This window comes from Microbacterium sp. NRRL B-14842, from assembly GCF_050470785.1.
The window spans coordinates 1-18,827 of the sequence record NZ_JBFLUM010000091.1 but is presented as its reverse complement, the minus strand read 5'-3'; the positions used below and the strand labels follow the sequence as shown (position 1 = coordinate 18,827).

At 67.5% G+C, this 18,827-nt stretch carries 30 protein-coding genes; 23 read left to right on the top strand and 7 right to left on the bottom strand.

What is annotated here, in order from left to right:
* Positions 1–401 precede the first annotated feature (401 nt).
* Positions 402–686: a DUF1643 domain-containing protein gene (locus AB1285_RS26700; RefSeq protein WP_429978237.1), complete on the bottom strand. Its 285-nt coding sequence runs from the start codon at positions 684–686 to the stop codon at positions 402–404.
* Positions 687–1,015: 329 nt separating this feature from the next.
* Between AB1285_RS26700 and AB1285_RS26695 the strand changes: the two genes are divergently transcribed.
* Both AB1285_RS26695 and AB1285_RS26690 read left to right on the top strand, forming a co-directional pair.
* Positions 1,016–1,279 (top strand): hypothetical protein, encoded by a 264-nt coding sequence (locus AB1285_RS26695; protein WP_429978236.1) that lies wholly within the window; start codon positions 1,016–1,018, stop codon positions 1,277–1,279.
* 122 nt (positions 1,280–1,401) lie between these two features.
* Complete coding sequence (locus AB1285_RS26690) at positions 1,402–1,722, top strand: hypothetical protein (RefSeq protein WP_429978235.1); 321 nt, start codon at positions 1,402–1,404, stop codon at positions 1,720–1,722.
* Positions 1,723–1,851: 129 nt separating this feature from the next.
* Here the strand turns inward: AB1285_RS26690 and AB1285_RS26685 are convergent, their stop codons facing one another.
* Positions 1,852–2,169 carry a hypothetical protein gene (locus AB1285_RS26685; RefSeq protein WP_429978234.1) on the bottom strand — a complete coding sequence of 106 codons (318 nt, stop codon included), beginning with the start codon at positions 2,167–2,169 and terminating at the stop codon, positions 1,852–1,854.
* 168 nt (positions 2,170–2,337) lie between these two features.
* On the opposite strand from AB1285_RS26685, the gene AB1285_RS26680 reads away from it, so the two are divergent.
* Both AB1285_RS26680 and AB1285_RS26675 read left to right on the top strand, forming a co-directional pair.
* Positions 2,338–2,973 (top strand): hypothetical protein, encoded by a 636-nt coding sequence (locus AB1285_RS26680; RefSeq protein ID WP_429978233.1) that lies wholly within the window; start codon positions 2,338–2,340, stop codon positions 2,971–2,973.
* Between the two features lie 179 nt (positions 2,974–3,152).
* Entirely contained in the window at positions 3,153–3,563 is a 411-nt protein-coding gene (locus tag AB1285_RS26675) for a hypothetical protein (protein ID WP_429978232.1), read from the top strand.
* Between the two features lie 506 nt (positions 3,564–4,069).
* Here the strand turns inward: AB1285_RS26675 and AB1285_RS26670 are convergent.
* A complete protein-coding gene (locus AB1285_RS26670; protein WP_005050828.1) occupies positions 4,070–4,576 on the bottom strand; it encodes a hypothetical protein in 507 nt (168 codons plus the stop codon).
* Positions 4,577–4,677: 101 nt separating this feature from the next.
* Here AB1285_RS26670 and AB1285_RS26665 point away from each other — a divergent pair, with 101 nt between their 5' ends.
* Both AB1285_RS26665 and AB1285_RS26660 read left to right on the top strand, forming a co-directional pair.
* Entirely contained in the window at positions 4,678–5,322 is a 645-nt protein-coding gene (locus tag AB1285_RS26665) for a hypothetical protein (RefSeq protein WP_005050824.1), read from the top strand.
* 139 nt (positions 5,323–5,461) lie between these two features.
* Positions 5,462–6,046 (top strand): DUF6927 domain-containing protein, encoded by a 585-nt coding sequence (locus AB1285_RS26660; protein ID WP_005050822.1) that lies wholly within the window; start codon positions 5,462–5,464, stop codon positions 6,044–6,046.
* Positions 6,047–6,101: 55 nt separating this feature from the next.
* On the opposite strand, the gene AB1285_RS26655 is transcribed toward AB1285_RS26660, so the two are convergent.
* Positions 6,102–7,283, bottom strand: coding sequence for a hypothetical protein (locus AB1285_RS26655; protein WP_005050820.1), 1,182 nt, complete (start codon positions 7,281–7,283; stop codon positions 6,102–6,104).
* Positions 7,283–7,543, bottom strand: coding sequence for a hypothetical protein (locus tag AB1285_RS26650; RefSeq protein ID WP_005050818.1), 261 nt, complete (start codon positions 7,541–7,543; stop codon positions 7,283–7,285). The genes AB1285_RS26655 and AB1285_RS26650 overlap by 1 nt, the downstream gene beginning before the upstream one ends.
* A gap of 159 nt (positions 7,544–7,702) precedes the next feature.
* Here AB1285_RS26650 and AB1285_RS26645 point away from each other — a divergent pair, with 159 nt between their 5' ends.
* From AB1285_RS26645 to AB1285_RS26570, 16 genes are all read left to right on the top strand, one after another.
* Positions 7,703–7,990, top strand: a complete 288-nt coding sequence (locus AB1285_RS26645) for a hypothetical protein (RefSeq protein ID WP_005050816.1) — start codon at positions 7,703–7,705, stop codon at positions 7,988–7,990.
* On the top strand, positions 7,987–8,232 hold the full coding sequence (locus tag AB1285_RS26640) for a hypothetical protein (RefSeq protein ID WP_005050814.1): 246 nt from the start codon (positions 7,987–7,989) through the stop codon (positions 8,230–8,232). The genes AB1285_RS26645 and AB1285_RS26640 overlap by 4 nt, the downstream gene beginning before the upstream one ends.
* 127 nt (positions 8,233–8,359) lie before the next feature.
* Positions 8,360–8,491 carry a hypothetical protein gene (locus tag AB1285_RS26635; RefSeq protein ID WP_005050812.1) on the top strand — a complete coding sequence of 44 codons (132 nt, stop codon included), beginning with the start codon at positions 8,360–8,362 and terminating at the stop codon, positions 8,489–8,491.
* 340 nt (positions 8,492–8,831) lie between these two features.
* On the top strand, positions 8,832–9,536 hold the full coding sequence (locus tag AB1285_RS26630) for a hypothetical protein (RefSeq protein ID WP_429978231.1): 705 nt from the start codon (positions 8,832–8,834) through the stop codon (positions 9,534–9,536).
* A 71-nt stretch (positions 9,537–9,607) separates the two neighbouring features.
* Positions 9,608–9,964, top strand: coding sequence for a hypothetical protein (locus tag AB1285_RS26625; protein ID WP_429978230.1), 357 nt, complete (start codon positions 9,608–9,610; stop codon positions 9,962–9,964).
* A 53-nt stretch (positions 9,965–10,017) separates the two neighbouring features.
* Positions 10,018–10,194: a hypothetical protein gene (locus AB1285_RS26620; RefSeq protein WP_193599314.1), complete on the top strand. Its 177-nt coding sequence runs from the start codon at positions 10,018–10,020 to the stop codon at positions 10,192–10,194.
* A 54-nt stretch (positions 10,195–10,248) separates the two neighbouring features.
* Positions 10,249–10,710: a hypothetical protein gene (locus AB1285_RS26615; protein ID WP_005051910.1), complete on the top strand. Its 462-nt coding sequence runs from the start codon at positions 10,249–10,251 to the stop codon at positions 10,708–10,710.
* A gap of 11 nt (positions 10,711–10,721) precedes the next feature.
* Positions 10,722–12,017 (top strand): hypothetical protein, encoded by a 1,296-nt coding sequence (locus AB1285_RS26610; protein WP_193599313.1) that lies wholly within the window; start codon positions 10,722–10,724, stop codon positions 12,015–12,017.
* Positions 12,018–12,039: 22 nt separating this feature from the next.
* On the top strand, positions 12,040–12,303 hold the full coding sequence (locus AB1285_RS26605; protein ID WP_005050711.1) for a hypothetical protein: 264 nt from the start codon (positions 12,040–12,042) through the stop codon (positions 12,301–12,303).
* A complete protein-coding gene (locus tag AB1285_RS26600) occupies positions 12,300–12,491 on the top strand; it encodes a hypothetical protein (protein ID WP_005050712.1) in 192 nt (63 codons plus the stop codon). Before AB1285_RS26605 ends, AB1285_RS26600 begins: the two co-directional genes overlap by 4 nt.
* Positions 12,485–12,925 carry a hypothetical protein gene (locus AB1285_RS26595; protein WP_005050713.1) on the top strand — a complete coding sequence of 147 codons (441 nt, stop codon included), beginning with the start codon at positions 12,485–12,487 and terminating at the stop codon, positions 12,923–12,925. The genes AB1285_RS26600 and AB1285_RS26595 overlap by 7 nt, the downstream gene beginning before the upstream one ends.
* Positions 12,926–13,089: 164 nt before the next feature.
* Positions 13,090–13,389 (top strand): hypothetical protein, encoded by a 300-nt coding sequence (locus AB1285_RS26590; protein WP_005050714.1) that lies wholly within the window; start codon positions 13,090–13,092, stop codon positions 13,387–13,389.
* A gap of 45 nt (positions 13,390–13,434) precedes the next feature.
* Entirely contained in the window at positions 13,435–13,656 is a 222-nt protein-coding gene (locus AB1285_RS26585; protein ID WP_005050716.1) for a hypothetical protein, read from the top strand.
* Positions 13,649–14,089: a hypothetical protein gene (locus tag AB1285_RS26580; protein ID WP_005050717.1), complete on the top strand. Its 441-nt coding sequence runs from the start codon at positions 13,649–13,651 to the stop codon at positions 14,087–14,089. Before AB1285_RS26585 ends, AB1285_RS26580 begins: the two co-directional genes overlap by 8 nt.
* Positions 14,086–14,370, top strand: a complete 285-nt coding sequence (locus tag AB1285_RS26575) for a hypothetical protein (RefSeq protein ID WP_005050718.1) — start codon at positions 14,086–14,088, stop codon at positions 14,368–14,370. The genes AB1285_RS26580 and AB1285_RS26575 overlap by 4 nt, the downstream gene beginning before the upstream one ends.
* Complete coding sequence (locus tag AB1285_RS26570; protein ID WP_264674921.1) at positions 14,367–14,495, top strand: hypothetical protein; 129 nt, start codon at positions 14,367–14,369, stop codon at positions 14,493–14,495. The genes AB1285_RS26575 and AB1285_RS26570 overlap by 4 nt, the downstream gene beginning before the upstream one ends.
* Here the strand turns inward: AB1285_RS26570 and AB1285_RS26565 are convergent.
* Positions 14,485–15,213 carry a hypothetical protein gene (locus AB1285_RS26565; RefSeq protein ID WP_429978229.1) on the bottom strand — a complete coding sequence of 243 codons (729 nt, stop codon included), beginning with the start codon at positions 15,211–15,213 and terminating at the stop codon, positions 14,485–14,487. The two genes, AB1285_RS26570 and AB1285_RS26565, sit on opposite strands and share 11 nt — an antisense overlap.
* Positions 15,214–15,247: 34 nt before the next feature.
* Here AB1285_RS26565 and AB1285_RS26560 point away from each other — a divergent pair, with 34 nt between their 5' ends.
* Entirely contained in the window at positions 15,248–16,009 is a 762-nt protein-coding gene (locus AB1285_RS26560) for a hypothetical protein (protein ID WP_429978228.1), read from the top strand.
* 303 nt (positions 16,010–16,312) lie between these two features.
* Here the strand turns inward: AB1285_RS26560 and AB1285_RS26555 are convergent, their stop codons facing one another.
* Positions 16,313–17,536, bottom strand: coding sequence for an IS256 family transposase (locus tag AB1285_RS26555; protein ID WP_370428831.1), 1,224 nt, complete (start codon positions 17,534–17,536; stop codon positions 16,313–16,315).
* Positions 17,537–18,827 lie beyond the last annotated feature (1,291 nt).

Here is an 18,827-nt window from a genome sequence, read left to right as displayed (position 1 = left end):
ACCTGGCTGGCCGAGAGCGACGGTGACCGCGACCCGCTCCCCTGGGCGAACGGCCACGGGCTCCCGGCACACCGAGGACGAGTACGTGGCCCGCAGCGACGACCTCGCCCACAACGAGGGCCCGCGAGCGGTTCCACTTCGACCCCCGCCTGGAATGGTCGGAGGACGAGGAATAGCCGCACGGTGCCCCGCCGGGATCAATCGGCGGGGCACCGTCACGTCTAGGCCAGATAGCTCGCCACGTCGAAGCTCTGCAACGGCCAGGCGTAGGCGGGCGCGTGACGGATGCGGGGGGTGCCCGCTCTTGAGCAGATCGCCGATCGACACCCAGTCACAGCCGGAGGCATCCGTCACCGAGGCGATGCCCTCACGCATCTGCGGGAGGTAAGGGCGGGATCGGATCAGCTCGCCCCACGCGGCCGACGATCGTGAGCTGGCGTCCCGCCGATGAGATCGGCGATGTGTCGCTCGTTATCGGCTTGCAGCTGGGGGTCGTGCACCAGGTGCATGCCCTTGGGGTCGATGGATCTCTGCGGGTAGAGGTTCAGCATCACCCAGCTGTCGAACCCGTTTCGGGCCGCGAACCCATGACCTTGCTGACGGTGCGATTCCGGGTCTCCCGGCGCCGCGGTGCTGGGGTTCACACCGACGCACACGAGAGGGTTTACGCCCACCGTCCCCAGCACGAAGCGCGCAGAGAGTTGTCCGCCGTGCGCTCGTAGATCCACGTCTCAGTCATGCACGCCGCCGTCTCCCCATCGTCCTGCGCTCACCCGCCGGGCCCAATGTCTGACCCCTCACTTAGAGTGTAAGCGTCACATTCACTAGCAAGCGATCCGGGAGGACACCATGACCGAGCAGAGCGAAAACCCGTTCAAGGGCGCAGAAATCATCGCCGTCTACACCGCAGAGGAGGCCGTCGCAGACGGCTGCTGCTGCACTTCAACCCGCCACCGCCCTCGAGGCCGGATACCGGCTCACGGTACTGCTCACCCGCGCCGCCTACGAGGCCGCGGTGCAGTGGACCCGCGAGGGCGACTGGCAGAGCGAGGACGCCCGATTCTGGGACGTGCTCAACGTCATCCGCCCCACCGCCCGCCAGGTCGCCGGCGATCTCGTCCCGCGCGAGACCTACGTGCTGCGCGTGCCGAACGCCACCCGCTCCGGCAACCCGAGCACCGCCACCACCGCCAGCCGCCAGCGACTCCGCGTGAGCATCGAGGGGGGTACAACTCTCCCGGCAGGCGTGCATCATCATCGCCCTCCCGGCGAAGACTGACCCCCACCAGCGCCCCGCCGGGATCTACCGGCGGGGCGCTGCCGCGCTCGCCGCAGCAATGTCGGAGGCCTCCCGTAGCCTGTGAATGTCACATTCACCGCCTACGTTCCAAGGAGGACACCATGGCACCCACACCACTCACCGTCGACGAGATCTCGCGGACGATCCTCGAGCGGATGACCAGCAACCACGGCGGCTCGCTCATCGAGGCAATCGACGACGGCGCGTTCGTCGTCGACGACCAGGCCGTCGCCTACTGGGTCGGCCAGGCCGTCGAACTGGCCCGCCAGGGCATCGACGACGACACCGGAGACCGACGCCCCGCCGGTCGGATACTCTGCGCCGAGTGCGGCGTCCAGGACGCCCGCAACTACGTCGTCACGATCTTGGACCACGAGGACATCCGCCACACCCGAACAGAGGTCTGCATCCCTGCGCCGTGACGGTCTCGGCCGAGTCCGTCGACAGGATCATCGCCGGGCTGCTCACCCGCTGACACCACCGGGGGCGGGCACCGCGCCCGCCCCCGACCCTCTGACGAAAGGACCAGCCATGACCACCGCACTCACTCCCTACGACACCGGCCAGCGCGCCGAACCGGCGACCTGGACGCCGAGCAACTCCCACCTGTACTCGATGCCGTCGTCGACGACCGAGCACGCATCCTCGCCCACCACGGCGACGACTTCGGCAAGGTCGACTTCGACAACGCCGAAGGACAGGCGATCGCCACCGTGTGGGCGACCCCGACCGGCGACGGATGGACGCTGCACATCACCGAGCACGGAGCACCCCTCGCGCTCGCCGCAGACACCGCCCGCCTGCGCGAGCTGACCGGCGCCGCACAGGCGGCGATCGAGGAGGCGAGCGCTCCACAGAGGCGATACCATGGATGCCGTCTTCGAGGCCCGTGACGGGGCTGTGGACGCCCTCAGAGCACTCCTCGCGGCACTCACACCACCCGCCAGCTGAACCTCCCCCAGTGCCCCGCCGGGATCTACCGGCGGGGCACTGCCGCGCTCGCCGCAGCAATGTCGGAGGCCCCCCGTAGCCTGTGAATGTCACATTCACCGCCTACTTTCCAAGGAGGACACCATGGCAAACCACCACCAACATCGAGTTCGCTCAGGGCCAGCTCGACATGCCCGCCCCGGTCACCGAGCGGCGCGGCGCCTACGTCGGGGAGATGGCCCCGCACGCAGGCCGATCTCGTCGCCGCCCAGGCGCAGGCCGCGGATCTCGCGCTGACCGTCGAACGGCAGCAGCGCGAGATCGACAGGCTGCGACTGCCGATCACCGACGCCGCCGACGACCGGCTCGCGGCGATCTGGGAGAAGGGTGAGCAGATCGCCACCGATGAGGGCTTCTGCTCCGAGTACGACCGGCTCGTGGAAGCGATCGGCGGCACCCCGCGCGAGCGCGACTTCCGGGTGACCCTCTCCGTCACACTGACCCAGCGCGTTACCGTCTCGGTCACCGCCCGCACGTCGGACGAAGCGGAAGACCTCGCGATCGAGGCGTACACCGTCGAAGACGTGATCGAGTCGCTCCGATCCGACAACTACGTCGCCGACTCGATCGACGCGGAAGTCACCGACTGGGGAGCGCGAGTAACCCAACCCGGCGGGGCGGGCACACCGCCCGCCCCGCCCCTCGCGGCGCTCGCCGCTGCCAATGTCGGAGGCCCCCCGTAGCCTATGAATGTCACATTCACTAGCAATCCGGGAGGATGCCATGACCACCAACCGCACCGTACACGCCGTCTGGTTTCAGTCCGTCGACCCCGAGGAGGCCTGCATCGGCGGATGCCAGTGGCACCCCGACAACGCGCAGATCGACCGTTCATCGAGTCGGAGCGCGCCTGCGCACGAGGTTGACTTCGAGGTACCTGCGCAAGACCCTCACCCTGCCCGATACGATCCTGCCCGGCCTGGCCGTCGACCAGCTGACCGAGGCGCAGCGCGCCGACGTCACCGACTGGGTCGACTCGCTCACGGGTGAGGTCGCATGGGATCGCCGCGTCGTGCTGCTGGCAGCACTCACCCCGGCGGCGAGCGGCGCCGGATCGACGCTGAGCTGGCAGCCGCACGAGGCTGACACCGCCGCGCTGGGCCCCGTCGACGAACGCGGGGCTCAGCCCAGCCCGTCCAGTTTGTCCAGACGGTCGCGATGTCCTCTGCCCAAATGTTCTTCGACGGCCAGGATCGCACCAACGCCTCGGTCGCCTCCGGGAGGGTGTAGTCCCGACCTCCGGGATATTCGCCACGTCCGCCATCGGCTGTGAGCGCTCAGAATGTTGCCGGTCACGGTCAAGCCACACGACAGGCCAATAGTCGACTTGAGTGTCGTCTTCCGAGTCGACGTCGAAGTGGACTGAGTAGTCTCCCTCCCTTCCGACGCAAATGGCACTCGGCGTGACGGCATAGCTCATCTGTCTTGGGGTATTCCAGGGGAACGCCTTGGGGAATGTCTCGAGCAGCGCAGAGTACATCTCGTGGGTGGGCAGCGGGCGGGCGATAATGGCCCTCACCTGATCCATGAGCGCCCGCGCGTCATCGACCGTAGGCCCCTCACGGACACCGCTAACCCGCGCTTCATGCCCGACGCGATCTCGGTCTCGAAGTATGGGCCGGGATAGCTGCGCCCCTCGAAGGGTCGCTCGTCATAGAGCGCTCAAACGCGCCAAGTTCCACGTCCTCAAACCTGTCTGCCCTCATGGCCGAGAGCGTACACAGGCCCGCGGTAGCAACCTAGATCCCCGGCGAAACCCCTCTCATCAACCGCCTGCCCTCATCGCTTCCGGTTCGCGAACGGCCAGCGACCGAACACGTCAGCGAACGCGGCGCGGTAGCGAACCTCCACGTCCTCCGCGGACTCCTCCGGCGTCGTCACCCACGCAACGAGCAGCTCGTCTTGATCGGCCAGCTGCCAGATCGAACGCCCGCCCTGGTGGCTGGCACCCTTCCGCGCGAACTGCCCCAGCCGCTTGCGCAGCCCGCCCACTTTCGCCTCTGCCTTGCCGATGTACAGCACCGGCGTCCCCGACACCCACCGAGCCGCGAGGTCATCCAAAGGGTAGGCGGATCCCGCCCGCGCTCGCGTCAGCTCGAGCAGCTCCGGCGACGTCGCCGCCGGACGCAGCACCACGTAGATCCCCGCCTCAGTCGGCACCCTCGCGGCCGCAAGATCCGCGAATCGAACGAACCCCACGAACCCGACCGCCTCGAGCGAGGCCCGATCCCACACGGCCGGCATCCGCAGCCCACCCGCCTCGCCGTCGCGATGGGTCGTCTTCATCGACGCATCGTCTCACGGCACCACAGGCGATGTCCCGGCTCCGGGCAACAGACCCCTCGGCTATGGTCTGAGCTACAGACGCCTGATGAGGAGACTCGTTCATGCCCAACGTAGACAGCAGCGGCCGCGACAGTTTCGGGCGGCGTGTAGAGACAGGGCTGGCAGCTGAACTCTTCAAGCAGCTCAAGCCGCTGCTTCTCGAAAGTGACATCGACCTCGACAGCGGCAAGGCCTACACAATCGACGAGATCAACGATGGCCTACAGGTGGCGATCCAACGTCACAACTTCATCATGGCGGTGCCTACAGGTGAGGCTCGAAAAGAGGCGTTCCGCGCGATACGGCTCGCTGCAGAGTACTTGTGGGAGGCCGACTACGAAGACTTCTCCGACTTCCTCACCGGGATGACCCCCGACGAAGAACCAACCCCCGCGCAGATCATCGGGACGACGCTCAGCCTCCTGGATTCCTGGTTCGAGGACGAGGTTCTCACCGGGGCAATCGCGCGCCCATCCTTCACCGAACGCTGGGACGAGGAGTCAAGCAAGATCATGTACGAGATCTTCGAGCGAGCCAGAGAGCACAGAGCTTTCGACTCCTACTCGGAGTTCATCGGCCGTTGGGGCGGACTCGTCGTGATGACGTTTGCAATCGGCGTGGTCTTCGAGGGCCTCTACGCATGGAGTGAAGACGACGACTACTTCGTCGATGTCGCTGACGAACTTCTTGACCCCGAGGCCTGGTAGCCCCTTCGCTCTCCCCCGAGCTCGGCCCCGCGCTCGCGCTCGCCATCCCGCCGCCGTCGTTGTTGCTGTCACGTCGGCGATGTCGGAGGCCTCCCTTAGCCTGTGAATGTCACATTCACTAGCAACCGAGGAGGACACCATGGGTGCCACATCCACTCACAAGACGGCCGGCGTCAGCGTCAGCGACTACTTCGCGGACTACTTCACCAACGCCACGATCATCGCCAGCGGCACCCGCCGCGACCCCGACTACATCGGCGGGAGCTACGACTGGCCCTACGAGTTCTACGCCGCGGTGCGCTACAACGACGGCCACCCCCACGCCGGGGAGGTCTTCGCGTTCGTCGTGCTCTACTCCGTCGCCCCGTCCAGCTACTACAACTTCACGTACAAGGACATGGACGAGACGGTCGGCCCCGGCGCAGTCCACGCACCCCGCCGGGTGCTCGAGGCCCTCACCCCGACCGACCACGAGTACGCCAACCAGTGGCGCGCCGCCTGCTGGGCGAACCTCGAGCTCGAGGAAGCCAAGCCCCGCGTCCGCCGCGGCGACCACATCCGCTTCGCAGAGCCGTTCACCTTCGGAGGAGGGCTGCAGACCACCACGGAGACCGTCTTCGAGGTCGAAGGGCGCGACGTGCTCCGCGTGATCGACCACCACGGCGTGCGCGTGCGCATCCCCCGCTGGCGGGCACGCAGCTACGCGCTCGCCGCAGCCAGCTGAGCGAGTGCGGGGCGCCCCACACAGGGACGCCCCGCAGTCCTCACCGCGCAGCTGCTCACGCGCCGGGGCGCCGGCGCCAGTGACCGGCGATCTCCCGTCCTGCGCGCGTGTGCTCCGGCACCCACACCATCCCCCGCCCATCCGGGAGCGCGACAGGCTTGACCAGCCCATCTAGGGACTCCTCGAGCATCAGCGCCGCCGTATGGCGATCGCCACCCGCCGCGAGGTACTCCTGGCCTCCCGCGGCGTCGAAGACCCGCTGACGCAGCTCCGCGGGCGCGTCGAGGCTGTCTCCCCGCAGTCGCCGTGCAACGGCATCCATCCGAACCTCTTCACGGATCTCCGATATCCTGCCCGCGCCCGTGCGCAGCTGCCGCCGGAACCGCGACAGCTGCGCATCCCGTCGACGCGCCAATGGCGACCTCGCCCGCCACGCCTCGAGCGCCGCCTGATCCAGCGGTGTGTACTCCGCCATGACCCGCTTCCGCGCGCTCACCGCCCGGTCCCGCTCGAAGAACTCCCGCGACTCCGCCTCATGCGCTCGCCGCTCTGCTGCCGGGGACCGACGCACGCGCTTTGCCGGCAACCCCAACGACTTGAGGCGGCGAGCCAGCCGCTTCGACTCACGGTTGGACTGCAGCGCCCGCTCATACACATCCGGGTTCTCAGCCCGATACTGCCGCTGCCACTCGGTCAGGTGTTCCCGGTTGCGCTGCTGCCAGTCCCGCGACGACGCCTTCACCTTCTCCGGGCTCTGATCTCGACGCTGTCTCGCCCTGGCCAGCACCGCGTCACGGTTGCGCTCGTAGTAGCGCCGCGAGTACTCCGCCGTCTTCTCTGGGTGCTCCGCGTGCCACCGCCTGATCGTCTCGCGCTTGCGCTCACGGTTAGCCTCGGTCCACCGCCGCACCCGCTCGCGGTCCTTCTCGCGCCGCTCCTTCTGCGCTCGCATCTTCCGCGACCGCTCCCGCATGTACTCCCGGTTCTTCCGGTTCACTTCGTCACGGTTCTCCGCGTGATACTTCGCCCGGTACGCGCGGATCTCCTCGCGATGCTCCTCGCGATACCGCTTCGCGTAGTCCCGCTTCGGATCGGCCGCAGCGCTCGCCGCAGCCGACTGCTCCTGCTCGGCGCGCTTCGCCTGCTGGCGTGCCTGACCCGCTCGCAGCCATGCCGCGTGAGGGTCGGTTGGTCCGCCAACCGGTCGCGCCGACGAGTCGTCGACGCCGGCGGACATTACGACTCCGCTGGCGCCAGCTCGAGCAACGTCTGGAACAGGGCGTACCGGTGAGCTGTCGGGTTGGTGATCGCCAGGCCGACCGCCTCTCGCAGCGGGGCGCGTTGCTCATCGGTCAGGTCGGTCACCGGCTCGAGGCACCAATCAACGTCGGTGTCGACGGTGTAGTCCGGCTCGTCGATGTGAATCTCTGGGTAGTACGAGATCGCCGCCAGCCCCACGCGCTGCAGGACGTCGTCTACCTCTTCGCGACTCGGCATCGCTCCTCCTCTCGTCGCGGGCTTGTGCCCGTCTGAGGGGTATAGGCCGCATCCCGGCTGCTTCGCGGACACAGAGTGCATCGCTCGCTCGCCGGCGCAATGTCGGACCCCCACCGTAGCCTATGAATGTCACATTCACCACCTACTACGGAGGACACCATGAAGCTCACCCTCAACTTCGGGCACCGCCAGGAAGAGATCGACCTGGGTGAACCCGACGCCCGCGACGGGCTGTTCGACAACGGCGAGATCGGCGCCTACGCCGGGAACATCTACCTGTACGTCGACGGCCGCGAGTACGGGTCGCTGTTCATCCACCACGACGACCAGGGGCCGATCATCGAGCTCGGCCAGTTCGACGAGACCGCCGACGAGTGGGTGACCCGCGCCGCGCTACGCGCCCTGCCGGCACACGTCGCGCAGCCGCTCGAGAACGCCGGCGCATGAACGGCCACGAAGGCGGCTCCAAGACCGTTGGCCGGTGGTACGTCGAGGTCAGCCCCCTCGGTGTGATCGCCGGCCCCCTCGAATCCGGGGCCACCTACACCACGACCACCCTCCGGTTCCCCATCGGATGGCGCGTCGGAAAGGTGTGGAGCAACGGCGTCGCGTCCGGCCCTCCCGAAATCTTCGGCATCCCCCGTCGAGTCGTCAGCGCCGCAGCCGGCATCGCCAGACAGATGCAATAGACCGAGCTGAGGGCGGCGGCAACTCCGCCGCCCTCAGTGACGCACTCGCGATGTCCCCCAGCGATGTCCGACCCCCTCCCTAAGCTGTGAATGTCACATTCACTAGCCGACGATCCGGGAGGACACCATGGCAACCATCAACCAGCACCCGTCCGGCGTCGCGGACTGGGCCACCATCTGCGCCTGGATCCACGAGAACCGCCCCGACCTTTGGGAAGGGCTCGGCCCCGCCGACGAGGACCGCGCACCCGCGAGCTGATCCAGCAGATGCAGGCCAGATCGCCACTTGACCTCCGGGCAGGAAACACCTACCCTAGTAAATGTCACATTCACTACTAACTGAGTAGAGGGAGAACCCACAGACCCACAACCAGGGGAACCGCGCAACGCCGTTCCCCTCCCAGGGACAGGCGCCACACCGCAGCCTGACGAGCGCTCGCCGCGCTCGCCGCCATGTCCCTCCCGGCGACCCGCCGTCCTCCCAACCAGGTCGCCGCCGCGGGGGCGGCTCCGTGACACAGCCGCCCCCGCCCCTTCCCCTTCATGTCCGCGAAGAGAACGATCCGCGGCCTATACCCACAGACGAACCGGAGGATCCCATGGACAGCATCGACACCACCGCACCGGCCGATTGGCACGACTTCTACGTCGACCCCTTCCCCGGCCGCAAGGGCTCCGAGCGGATCACCGACACCTGCGGCAAGTGCATCGGCACCGGCCTGTACACCGCGCCGACACATTTCACCGATGGCCAGGGGCGCCCGATCTGCTTCGACTGCCGCGGCACCGGCACCCGCAGCCGCCTCGTCAGCAGCGCCCGCGCCACCGCACGAGCCCACGCGAAGGCACACGCCGAGCACGTCGACACAACACGGGCGATCACCGCCCGCCGCGCCGCCTTCGAGGCCGAGCACCCCGGCCTCCGCGACCAGCTCACCGAGGCACACCTGAGCATGCGAGACGGAAACCCGCTGCGCGAGAAGATCGGCTACATCCTCGACTCCCTCGAGGACTACACCGGCACCCTCGACGACGACGAGGTCCGCACCGCCCACGAGCTGCTCGAGCAGTACGAGCTCGAGCTGGCCGCGCGCCGCCCGGTCCCCACCGGGCGCACCCTCATCCAGGGCGAGATCCTCGCGACCAAGACCACCGACACTCAGTGGGGAATCACCGTCAAGATCCTCGTCCAGGGCGAGGGCTGGCGCGTATGGGGCACCAAGCCCTCCGAGATCTCCACCGCCGCCCGCGGCGACGTCGTCGCGTTCACCGCCACCGTCTCCGCTTCCGACGCACCAGCCTGACCATCTACCCCGCCCACGACGAGAAGTCTCTGCTCCCACCGACGCCGATCCTCGTCGACGAGCACTACTTCGTGCGCGCCGGGCTCGAGCAGCTCCCCGCACGACTCATCGGATTCAGCCCCGCCGGCGCGCTCGCCATCACGGCATGGGTTCACGACGTGTTCCGCACCCCCGAGCTCGCACGCGACCTGTACCCGATCTTCATCATCGCCGGCCACGTCCAGGCGTATCCGATCCCCGCAGCCAGAGTCACCGTGCGCGAGCCATCCGGCGTCGTCCAGGTCGTCATCACAGACCCCCGCGGCAAGCGATACCGCCCGTACCTCGGAGAGGACCGCGACGTCGCCGACCGCATCGCCGCCGCCTGGGGTTCCCACCGCGGCTACTCCGCCACCGTCCAACCGATCACCCCGGCAACAAGCGCCTGACCACGCGAACGGAGATCACCATGCGCTGCCTTATGTGCGAAGAGCCGACCACCATGTACATCCCCTCCGACGACGTCGACGGGATCGGGCTGCACAGCTGCGGCGCGTGCGGCTTCGAGATCGAAGCTCCCCGCGACGAGCCCGTGCGGATGATTCCCGTCAACGAGCGTCGAGAGCGGCCCGTCGACGTGACGACGACGACGGTTGCGAAGACCCTGCAACCTCTCTAGTATCAGTGAATGTCACATTCACTACTTTCTTACTGATCCGAGGAGTGCTCCCCAATGAGCGAAGAGGCAGCGACCGTCACCGAGGAAGTCGTCTACGTCGGCCGCAAGGCCGCGAGTAATGGAAAGCTCGCGCACTGGTATCGGACGCTCGACGACGGTGAGCTCACCAGCAAGGAGCTCGGCTCGTACAAGCCGTACACGTCGGCTCCGGTGGGCGCGATCATCACGATCACCCGCCCCGCCGGCGAGCCGACCGTGCTCTACACGGGCGGACAGTACACGCCACGGATCACCGGCAGATACGCCGACACAGCCGCCACCGACGAGTGGCGCGTGGCCGATCAAGCGGAGGCGCAGCGGGATGCGAATGAGCGGCGCATCAAGCGGGATCTCGACGGTCTGCCCGAGGAGTTCACCACGGCGCTAGACACCGTTGGTGCGCACTTCTCACGGCTCAACGCCCCGCAGCGGGCAGCACTGTTGACCCTGGTCACCGCGAAGCTCCTCCGCTACTGAGGTCGACCGTCATGTCCACCCTCGATCTCCTCGACGACCGCTTCCCGCACGGTACCCCGGACGGGTACCGCCACGGATGCCGCACTGCCGCGTGCCCCGCGCTGATCCCCTGCCGCACCGTCCACACCCGCTACGTGGGCGACTACTCCTTCGCGAAGCTCATCGACGCCGGCACACCGCTCGCCGAGATCCTCGAGCGCGACGAGGCCGCGCGTGCCGAGTCGCGGCAACGGGACAAGATCGCCGCTCGAGAAGAGCGCCGTGCCGCCGTCGAAGCCACACGCCCCCGTCGACCCAAGCCGACCCCCAAACCGAAGCCGGCGCGCGCCAACACACCCAAACCCCCGCGCATGCCGAAGGAGGCGCCGGCGCCGGCGCCGACCGCACGGCCTCGCCCGTCGACGCCGCGGCCGCGCACCCATCCCGGCTACCAGTGGCTCGACAAGGCACGCAGCGACGCCGAGAAGCTCCCCGCAGAGCTCGCCAGCGCGTTCTCAGAGGCACTCGACGGCTACGAAGCGGACCTCGATCGTCACGTCGACGAGCTCGAGCAGTGGCGCAAAGACCACCGAGAGCTGCGCGGCCAGCTGCGCGCCGCGGCCGAGACCCTCAAGACGGCCACCATCGCCGCCGGCACCGGCCTCTCCGTCGGAGGGGTGATCGAGAGAGCGCTGCAGGAGGCAACCCTGCGGCACCAGTCCGCCGTCGACGCCCTCGCAGACCACGATCGCCCTTCCCCACCGGCCAGGCCACGCACACCGCGACTTCGGACCGCGCGTGCTGCCCGAACCTCGCAGCCGAGGCAGCTGCAGCCGCACGGCACCAACGCATGCCGAGCGCGCGGCTGCGACCGCCCCGAGTGCATCGAAGCCGGCCGCGAGTATCACCGGCAGTGGATGGCGAACCGGAAGGCGCAGAGCATCCCGCTCGAGCACCACGGGACCGCCTACGGCTACCAGCTCGGCTGCAAGGACCGCGACCACTGCCCCGCGGAGATCTCGTGCGCCGATGCGTCACTGGCTGAGGAACGGCGCCGACGCCGGGAGGCCGGCATCGCCCCGCAGGCCCCGCGCGTGCCCGCCGAGCCGATCCGACAGCACGTCCGCCAGCTCATGGCATCCGGCATGACCGTCCTCGAGATCGCCGACCAGGCACAGGTGTCCAAGACCGGCGTGAAGATCCTCCTCTACGGCCGCTCAGGCACCCGCAAAGGAGAGCTGCCCCGCGAGATCGAAGCAGAGAAAGCACGACGACTGCTCGCCCTGCAGCCGACTACCGCAGCCACGAAGTTCGCCCGCTCCGCCTGACACCAACATCAGGAAGGCCACCATGAACGACCGCACCACACCTACCACCACCATCACGATCCAAGTGCCCAGCACCGCACCCGAGGACGTGATCTCACGAGTCACCGCGCTCGGCGCGGAGCTCGGCGCCCAAGGCGGAATCGACCAGGTGCTCCTCGAGCTCGTGCGCACCTGTCACGTCTGCGGCTGCACCGACGAGCGAGCATGCTTCGGCGGCTGCTGGTGGGTCAACGACGACGGCACCCCCGACCTCTGCTCGAGCTGCGAGGACAGGCCCCACCAATGACACAGGAAAGCACCGCCCGAACCTGCCTTGCCACCGCCACAGGGCAACGCGGCTACTGCGGACGCAAGACGTCATCGGCAGCCACCACGATCGCCGACGTGACCTGCAAAGACTGCGGCGCAGCCGTGCGTGCAGACCAGCAAGCCGGCATCCTCACCCCCGAGCTGACCGCGGCGATCGCATGCTGACCGCCAGCTGGTCATCATGGACTCCCGGACGCCCAGGAGGCGCGCTGCGCGGCGTCATCGACGACGTCGCCGACAAAGACACCCACCAGTCCGGCGAACGAGTGTGGCGCTGCGCCCACCATCACACCACCGAGGCCGACGCCACGCGATGCGCCACCACCGAGCTCAAGCGCCGCCAGAACGCCCGGCCGCTGAACTGGTCCCAACGAGTCACCATGCGGATGATCGCCGATGGCCGATCACTCTCCGGCGGCGCCAGCTACCTCGACACGACAGGCCTGGGGATCCCCGGCGGCACCATCCAGTCCCTCCGCAGGCGAGGACTGATCGAACGCTACTCGTGGGTCGAACCCGGCTGGGTGCTCACGAAAGTCGGCGTCGACGCCATCAACAGCGGCGCGTGCGACGAACCCGACAGCGGCCCCGACGACTGACCGCACCGACCTCCACAACCCGGATGTCCGCGAACACCCCCAACATCGGCCTATACCCAGCAAGAAGGGCCTGCAGCAACACCATGCACGGGGGTTCCCCCACCGGGCATGCAGGCGTATAGTCAGTGAATGTCACATTCACTGTTCGATTGAGGAGAAACGCCATGACCATCACCCAGACCGCCGCCCCCACGGGCACCGCGGTCACCATCACAGGAACCATCCGCACCCCGCTCACCCTCGTCCGCCGCCTCCCCGACCGCCGAGCACGAGTAGGGTTCCGCGTCGACACCGACGCCGGCCCCTACAACGTCCACGCCAACGGCGCCCTCGCCGAGCTGCTCCGACTGACAACGCACCGCGGGGACCGCGTCACCGTCCACGCCCCCGCCGCCACGTTCAGCCACCCTGACCAGACCATCCCCGACCTCGAAGCCGACAGCGTCGAACTCGACCTCCACTGACCCGCGACGAAGATGGACACCACCGACGCACTACCAGGGAGCACCATGACCCGCATCTTCCACGTCAACGGCAAGCCCGTCGACGTCACCGACGCCGCGGCCGTCCAGGCACTCACCCCGGACGAGTACGCCGACCTGCTCACGCAGACCCTCAACGACACCGACGCGAACGACACCGAGATCATCGGACTGCGCCAGGACCAGCCGCCCACCGGCACAGGGTTCATCATCATGAATCCGCCCACAGAGGAGGCCGAGCATGCCTAACCCCGCCCCCACCACGACCGGCACCGACAGCTCCCTCCTTACCCCCATCCAGCGCCAACGCGCACTCACCCTCTCCGACGCACTCTGGCGCCTCCGCACCGGCCAGCACGACGCCGGCGACGACATCACCCTGACCATCCCCGCACCCGCCATCGAAGGCATCGAGAAGATCCTGTTCGCCCTCGCCGAAGGGGATCTGCGGTTCGCGTCCGTGCGGGCCGGTCAGCTGATGGATGGTGTCAGCGCGGCGCTGCGCGATCGCGCAGTGGGGGAGCAGTGGCGGGCGGCGTTCGATCACGCCCGCCAGGACGGACACAACGAGGCCGAGGCGCGTGAGTTCGCCGACGAGTACGCCGCCTACGTGGAGGACCGGCAGTACGAGCTGCGCGACCCCGACCTGCCGATCCCCTCACCGAGCGAGTACACCCGATGACCGGGGCTGCGCCGTCGTCCGTCACTCTGGATGTGCGCGCGACGATCGTGCGAATAATCCAGCAGCACACCGACGAGCCTGACGAAGAGGCAGGTTTCATCGCCGACGACATCATGGACGCGCTGAACCTGGGCAGTGAGCTCACGGTCGCCGTCCCGAGGCCGCGGCGCCGCGGCGAGCATGAGTGGCCGTGCGCGCTGTTCTACACCGGCAATTGGAAAGGCCAGCAGCCACGCGCCCGATGCAGCTGCCCGCCGGTAGCGGATGGGTCCGTGTCATGAAGGATCCACGCCAGCTCTCGCAGGCCGAGCTCGACGAGTACCTCGACCAGCTCATCAATGAGGGGAACGATGACAGCCCCGAGTTCCACCGCGCGTACCAGGTCTGGGAGGAGCTCAACGGCTGACCCAGACCTCGACCGCACTCCTCGGGGCCCCGCTCACCGGCGGGGCCCGATTTCTGTCCGCGAACACCCCCAACACCGGCCTATACCCAGCAGACGAACGGGAGAGGCCATGTGCGACGACATCGACCACGGAGGGCGACGGTGCCCGTCGTCGACAGCCGCAGGGCAGCGGCGTCGGCGTGCGGAGAAGCGTGAGCAGAACGCCGAGAAGCAGCTCGAGGCCTTCATCGGGGCAACCCCGTTCCGGCCGGTCTCTGGCGAGCTGATGCGAATGAGCTCCCGCCCCAGCTACTACGACACCGACGAGTGGATCGAGTACGAAGACACCCTCCGCGCCGCCGCGGAACGCCACGGCATCGAGATCTCGGAACTGCAGCACGCAGACGGGCTCTGGGAAGGCGCATCTGAACCAGCCGGCGCCTACATCGTCCGTGCGGACAGCTTCGAGCAGGTCACCGACTGGGCGGGAGAGCTCGCAGGACGGTATGAGCAGGACAGCATCATGGCCGGGTACTTCGACCCGGACGGACCTGACCGGGTTTACAGCTTCGCCGCCGACACCGGCTCGCAGCTGCAAGTCCAGGAGACTCTCGACATCCTCCGCGCCGCCGGCGCACCAGGTGGCAGGCTCTACGACGGCAAGCTCGAGATCGCCGAACCCGCCCGAGTACCCGCTGCCGGCATCCGCCGTGAACGCGATCGCCGCACGTCTCGGCACGTCGCCCACCTTCGCTCGAGCGCACGTCGCGTTCGTGCCAGGCACCGACAGCTACCAGCGCCACCAGCCCATCAAGGAGATCCAATCGCTCAGAGAGCGATACGCCGACGCGCACGGGTTCCCGCAACGCAAACCCATCCCCCGGCTGACCGAGCTCGACGACATCGCTGCAGCGCGAGCCTACGCGGCCGCAGCGCACGAACCCACCCACCCACAGGTCGCCCGGTCTTACCGAAGCCTGCGCCAGCACATCGGCGCGCAGTGGGACATGCTCACGGAAGCCGGCTACACCTTCGAGCCCTGGCACGGAGAGGCCGAGCAGCCCTATGCCGACTCCGCCGCGATGCTCGACGATCTGCGACAGAACAAGCATCTGTTCTACTTCCGCACCGAGGTCTCGCAGCACACCGAAGGCGCTCTACCGCCGGACCACCCGATGGCACGCACCGTGACCGTCACCCTCCCCTCGGGAGAGCGCGCGCCGATGCTCGCCAACGACGTGTTCCGCGCTGTCCACGACGCAATCGCCCACAGTGAAGGGCACCAATTCGGCCCCTACGGGGAGAAGCGCGCCTGGTGGACGCACCGGGCATGTCTCCCCCGCGAAGCGCGACTCGCGCTGTGGTGCGAGACGCGCGCACAGAACTGCTGGACCAACGCTGGCCCACACATGACTGCTGAGACCGAGCCCGGACACCCGCGCCTCCTCCGCCGAGGAGAAGAGGGCTGGATCCCGTTGAGTGACCGTCCCTACGCGCAGCAGAAGTGCTGCCGCGTGGACACCGCGCTCCTCTAGCGCGTCAGAGACCTCGGGCGATCTCGTGCGCCAGCGCCGAGGGGAACACCTCATAGTCGTCTGTACCGACCGCGAGGATCCTCACGGTCGCATCCTCCTCGAGGAAAGCGGCATTGTAGGTTCCCGCTCGAGATGGCATGAACCCCTCGCGATTCCACGGTAGTTGGCAACGGTTTCAGGGCCAGGATTCCACGCGAAATGGCATTTTCCTACAGTTGGTCCGACTCAACTCAGATGCCCGCTTGGGTGACGTCCCGCTGTGTGGTGGAGTTTCTCAACACCGTGCGGGTCAGCTGTTTTTGATTATGCCGCGGTCAGTTCCGGGATGGCCACCTCCTCGGGTTCGGTGAGGAGCAGGGCCATGGAGTGTTCGCTGAAGTAGCGGCGGTCGGCGCCGTCCCATTCGTCGTGCTGCTCGATGAGAACGTGCCCGGCGAGGCGGAGCAGCGCGGCAGGGTTCGGGAAGGTTCCGACGACGTCGGTGCGGCGTTTGATCTCCTTGTTGACCCGTTCGAGGGGGTTCGTGGACCAGATCTGACGCCAGTGCTGGAACGGGAACTGGCAGAACGCGAGGAGCTCGTCTTGCGCGTCCTCGAGCATGCCGGCGACTTTCGGATGCGACCGGGTCAGCATGCGCACGACTTCGTGGAACTGCGCGAACACGTGCTCCGTGTCGGGCTGGGCGAAGATCGTGCGGATGATCGACGCGACCATCGGGCCAGCGGTCTTGGGGACCGCGGTGAGCACATTCCGCATGAAATGAACCCGGCAGCGCTGCCAGCTGGCGCCTTGGAACACGGTCTGGATCGCGGCGACCAGCCCGGTGTGCGCGTCGGAGATCACCAGCTTCACCCCGCCGAGCCCACGGGCTTTCAGCGAGCGGAGGAAAGTCGTCCAGAACGGTTGCGACTCGGTCTCCCCGACCTCGAACCCGAGCACCTCACGGCGCCCATCCTGCGCGACCCCGACGGCGACGACCACGGCTTGGGAGACGACCCGGCGCCCGACACGGGCTTTGCAGTAGGTCGCGTCGAGGAACACATACGGGTAGGCCTGGTCGGCGAGGGGCCGGTCCCGGAACGCGGCGACGTCCTCGTCCAGGTTCGCGCAGATCCGGGAGACTTCAGACTTGCTGATCCCGGTGTCCGCGCCGAGCGCTTTGACGAGATCGTCGACCTTGCGTGTCGAGACGCCGTGGACGTAGGCCTCCATCACGACCGCGAACAGGGCCTGATCGACCCGTCGGCGCCGCTCCAGCAGCGACGGGAAGAACGAACCTTGCCGCAGCTTCGGGATCCGCAGCTCCAGTTCCCCGGCCGTGGTTGTCAGCGTCCGCGGGCGGGTGCCGTTGCGTTGCGTGACCCGGTCCGGGGTGCGCTCGAACGGGGCGGCGCCGATGAACGCGGCCGCTTCCGCGTCGATCAGCTCCTGATAGAGCGTCTCGGTCGCTGTCCGGATCCGGTCGGTGACGTCGGTGAGTTTCAGTTCCCCGAGGAGCTCGAGGAGGGCAGACTGGTCTAGAGCCATCGTGCGTTGTGTCTTTCTGTGAGTAGCTTTAGTCGGTTCTCACTGACCATCGCACGATGGCTCACCACGTCCTCGACGTGACACCCAGCACCGAGAACTACACCACCCCAGGGGACGTCACCCCCGCTTGCGGCAGGCAGATCGACCTAGAGTGTGTTAACGAGTGAGCAGCCGCGCCGTTCAGAGGCGAGGGCGATCGCCGACGGGGCGGCTCACTCTTCTCCTCATCCCGGTGTTGCTCAGCGCGACCGGCGTCCTCGATCTCCGCATTCCTTGGCCGTGGCTCCATGGCGAGTCCGCGGGGGATCGTCCGGTCGAGCACTCACCCCTGAGAGCCCTGTCAAGGTGAGCTGGACCGGGACAGCCGCTGGAGTGCTCTATCTCGCGTGGCTGGCGTCCGCAACCCTGCGCCCCGGCGGCAACGGGCTATTCGAGACACAATCCCACGCGCGCGACTCCGGTCGAAGCTGTTCCGGATGGGGCTCGTCACCAACCTGCTCAACCCCAAGGCCGCTGTCATGTAACTCGCGATCATCCCGCAGTTCATAGATCACGGGCAGGGAAACACGACCGCTCAGGGATTCGTTCTCGGCGGAGTTCAGATCATCGTCAGGATGATCGTCAACTCCCTCATCGTGCTGGGCGCCGGCACAATCTCCGGATTCGTGTCGACGCGACTCACATGGATCCGGCACCCCCGCTCGGCGCAGTGGCGGTCACGCTGGCCAGAGAGGTCCCGCAATGCATCTCGCCCCTGAACCGGGCGATCATGCTGCAGGACCTCCGTGAGACGCCGCTCAGATAGACCGTCCTCCGGAAGCTCGACGAGTACGAATGACCCTTTCTGAAGGGATTGAACAGGACTGTTGTTCTGCACAGATTCTGCTAGGTAGAGTGGGATTCCATCCGACGGAACCCGCCGTCGGTGAACAAAGGAGTTCCAGAATGCGCATCGTCTTGGTTCATGGAGGTTGGCAGGGTGGTTGGGCGTGGACGGCGTTGTCGCTGAGCTCACGAAGGCAGGCCACGAGGTATGGGCCCCAACCTTGCAGGGTCACGGTGACAACGACGACCGTGCAGGTGTCACGCTCTCGACCATGGCGGACAATCTCATCGGCCGGATCGCCGACAAGGGGTGGGACCGGTTCGTCGTAGTCGCCACAGTGGCGGCGGCCCGCTCATCCAACTCGTAGCTGAGGCGATGCCGGAGCAGGTGGAGCAGGCGATCTTCATCGACGCGTGGGTACTCGCCGACGGCGAGTCGATCAATGCGATCCTCCCCGCCGAGTTG